This window comes from Ferrimicrobium sp. (assembly GCF_027319265.1).
In the GTDB taxonomy this organism is placed as follows: Bacteria; Actinomycetota; Acidimicrobiia; order Acidimicrobiales; family Acidimicrobiaceae; genus Ferrimicrobium.
This window is the reverse complement of record NZ_DAHVNP010000001.1, coordinates 1-3,597: the sequence shown is the minus strand read 5'-3', so window position 1 is coordinate 3,597 and position 3,597 is coordinate 1. Positions and strand designations below refer to the sequence as shown.

The following is a 3,597-nucleotide window of genomic DNA, read 5'->3' as shown; positions in this document are numbered from 1 at the left end:
GTTCAATTCAGCCAGTTCGGCCTTTATGGCTTCTGGGTCATTCTTGCGGGGTCCACGCTTATGGTACTTACCAGTCGCGATCTCGCGCAGATACCTCTCGACAACACGAGAATGTGAACGTCCCTCGGCCATGCGTTGCTTTTCTTCACTGGATAACTTACGCTCACGTCTTGCATCGCCATTCAAGTTGTGGATCTCACCCATCCCTATACTCCCTCATGTCCGACATGGCACCTCATTCGCCTCTAAGGCTACCCCGATCATAACCCTCTCATGGAGCGTGTGCGATGGTTAAGTCAAATATTGAACAACAGGCCATCCTTGATGCTGGAGTGAGTGGACACAATCGCATCCTAGCCATCAACGCATTGGCAGGCACTGGGAAGACAACTACCCTCACTTTGCTTGCAAATGGACCACTTGCCAAGACGAACATCCACTACATTACCTTTAACGCACGAGCAGCAACAGACGCACGCAAACGGTTCGGATCCAACACGATTGCTAGTACGGCTCATTCGCTCGCATGGCAGTCGCGCTGTCCAGGCACAACATCGCCAATGTCAGCGATCTTTGCCTCACGGCTGGTACACGGGGGCCTATATGGGGCCCTGGTGCAGGTGAGCGAGAACGAGGCTCGCCTACGTCAATCCTTTACCAACGTATCGCGAGCGTTGCGGTTAGACCGATCTGGATGGCGTGGAGGGATCTCGCCGGTACTTCAGGTGATCGACGAGTTTACTAAATCTCCAGATTTGGAGATTTCCACCAGGCATATCCCTAAACCGATTCAGACCCTTGCAAAGCGTATGCACGCTACAAGCCACCTAGACGTGTTGATCAAGGAGGCTCAGCGGTTATGGGAACGCCAGATCGACCCACAGTCAACGATGCCCGTTTCGCACAGCGTCTATCTCAAACTGGCGTCCCTTGATCCAGAACCTATCGATGCTGAGGTCGTCTTCTTCGACGAGGCACAGGACGCCTCTGCACCAATGCTGCGCATCCTTGAGGCCCATGCTGGCCGTGGTGGACGACTGGTGCTCGTCGGCGACAAGTATCAACACATCTATGGATGGGCTGGGGCAATGAATGCGATCGACGAGCTAGCGACCAAGTATCCTGATGAGTCACTAGTGCTACCGCTCTGTCGATCATATCGGTTCGGCCAGGACATTGCCGACTCAGGGAATGTCTTCCTCAATGCGATGGGGGCTGGCTACTCCCTCATCGGCATGGGGCCCCCAGGGGAGGCCGTTGGCTATGCAGACACGACAACAGTCCTCTTCCGTTCAAACCTGCGGTTGATCATGGAGATTCTCTCTCTTGTAAAAGCTGATCCTGGGGTTAAATTCCATGTGGTAGGTGGCACCAAGGATATCGGTTACATGCTGAACGATCTGGCTGGCCTCTTCGAGGGCAAGCTCGCCAAGAGCGGGGAGCTGTGCGGTTTTGCTGACTGGGAGGAGCTCACTGAGTTCAGCGAGACCCCGCTCGGGTCTGGATATCGCCCACTTGTCAACCTTGTAGAGCGCATGGGAGGAGCGGTTGGCGGTGTATTGCGAGTACTCAACATGAATGAGAGCAATGCAAAGAAGGCTGAAGTAGTTCTTGCGACCGCGCACAAGGCAAAGGGTGCACAGTGGGGATCCGTCACGCTCTCTCGAGAGTTTCGCAACGTCTGGGAAGCCTCGGTTTCGACACGCGGCGATGATGTTGCCTATGCACTCCCTGATCACGAGGAGATGGCGCTCCAGTACGTGGCTGCTACTCGCGCTGAGACTCTGTTGGCCGATTCTGGGCTCGTATCGTTCGTGAACGACCATCTCCGCCTGATGCGCTTTGGAGGCACGCCAGAGGGTGCGCGGATCATGCCAAAGGTTCGGCGTAAGTCAACTCATGTGGGGCAACCACGAGATTCACGTACTACAGACGTGAGTGATTTGGATAACGCAAGGACCAACAGGTATGGAGGTTCGTTGTTTGACAGCTAGCTGTCCGACGTAGGACCACACCATAACTGCCGTCTGGAGACCGTAGGTGTGATCTGTACTCTGGCTTGTTAAGGAGCAAACTCGCTGGATCCAGTTTGGCTACCACAGAATTGGATCAACGAATCACGAGAAAAGCGCCAGGTTCTACCAAGTTTGACACCAGGAAGTCGCCCAGCATGGGCGAGGCGTTCCACTGTCTTGTAGTGCAAGCCCAGTAGCTCACCGGCCCCGCGAGAGTCTAGTAATAGGGGGACTTCGGAAGTATTGGTGGCATCTGAAGGCATTGTAGTCATCTGGCGTTACCTCGTCTAACTCAGCGTCACACGTCATCCTTCGCGCGTAACATTCGCTCCTATAGACATACATAGGCCGATTCTCGGAGAACAATTGTTAGAAGACATATAAATCTTGATTCTCATCCACATCAACACAGGGGCCATAGAGTCACGGCTTCAAAAGCCGCCCCATGATCTCCCCCGCCTCACGATCCTTGGCCTCGAGGACATGACTATAGATTCCTAATGTCATCGAAGCATTGGCGTGTCCAAGCCTTCCGGAAACCGTACGGATGTCTACCCCGGCAGCAATGAGTTGAGTGGCCGTGAAGTGTCGAAGGCTGTGGAAGTGGATGCCCTCGATATCGAGTTTCTTGGCAACTCTCCGAAATGCAGCGCTGATACTGTCAGGATGCAGAGGCTTTGAGCCATCAACATCACCGAAAAACAACCAAGGGTTGTCAGCTCGCTTGATCATAAGCTTGTTGCAGGCATCGGTGAGCATCTGCTGTTGCACCAAAACAATGCTGCTCCCAACACTATCGAGCAACACTCTACGCTCTCGCTTGGTCTTCGTTGGTCCAACCACAACCCCTGTTGCTGGCGTGTAGTTGAGACCACGACGAATCCAAAGGAGGGAATGAGGGAGATCAATATCGTTCCAGTGCAAACCAAGCAACTCTCCACGGCGAGCTCCGGTAAGTGCGGCGAGACCAATAATCGCTGTGAACTGGGGATTAGACTTGGCCATCTCTTCCATGATGGCCTGCAACTCTTCAACAGACGGGGCCGTGACGGGGGCTGGTGCTACACGGGGAAGTGTAGCCAGTCGTGCAACATTGCGTTCTATCCAACCCCACCGAATCGCCTGTCCAAGCGCAAGTCTAATAACGGCATGCGCGTGACGGATGGTCGACGCGGAGTAGCCCTGCGCATGCAACCCCGCATATAGGTCATCTAAGTCCTTGACCGTCAGAGCGTTCAGTGGAATACTGCCTATAGCAGGGATGAGCCGATGGTACGCATGCCACTGGTAATCGTCGTAGGTGCGTACCGCAAGGTCTTTACCTCTACAAAAGCGCAGCCACTCCTCCAACAGGTACTCCACTGTGGCCGAACTCGGAGTGGTAATTTCCTGTCCGACGCTAGAGACCATCTCGTTGAGAGCCTTCTCTGCCTGTCTACGCGGCCCGTGGAAGACCTTAGTCTTGCGTCGCTCCCTGCCAGTAGCGGGATCTTGACCTAAGTAAACCTGCAATCGCCAGGTATCCGGTTGGCCCTTGTGGGGAGTGATACTTCCGCGCATGTGATCACACTACCAGCAAGCA

General features: G+C 54.3%; 4 protein-coding genes. 1 reads left to right on the top strand and 3 read right to left on the bottom strand.

Features of this window, described 5'->3' with window-relative positions:
- Positions 1-204 (bottom strand): hypothetical protein (locus tag M7439_RS00015; RefSeq protein WP_298344131.1); only part of this gene is annotated, 204 nt, incomplete at its 3' end.
- Positions 205-287: 83 nt separating this feature from the next.
- Here M7439_RS00015 and M7439_RS00010 point away from each other — a divergent pair.
- Entirely contained in the window at positions 288-1,994 is a 1,707-nt protein-coding gene (locus M7439_RS00010; protein WP_308464329.1) for a UvrD-helicase domain-containing protein, read from the top strand.
- A gap of 68 nt (positions 1,995-2,062) precedes the next feature.
- Here M7439_RS00010 and M7439_RS12895 read toward each other — a convergent pair whose 3' ends face one another.
- Entirely contained in the window at positions 2,063-2,278 is a 216-nt protein-coding gene (locus M7439_RS12895) for a helix-turn-helix domain-containing protein (RefSeq protein ID WP_366525238.1), read from the bottom strand.
- Between the two features lie 160 nt (positions 2,279-2,438).
- On the bottom strand, positions 2,439-3,425 hold the full coding sequence (locus M7439_RS00005; RefSeq protein ID WP_308464328.1) for a site-specific integrase: 987 nt from the start codon (positions 3,423-3,425) through the stop codon (positions 2,439-2,441).
- Between the last annotated feature and the right edge of the window lie 172 nt (positions 3,426-3,597).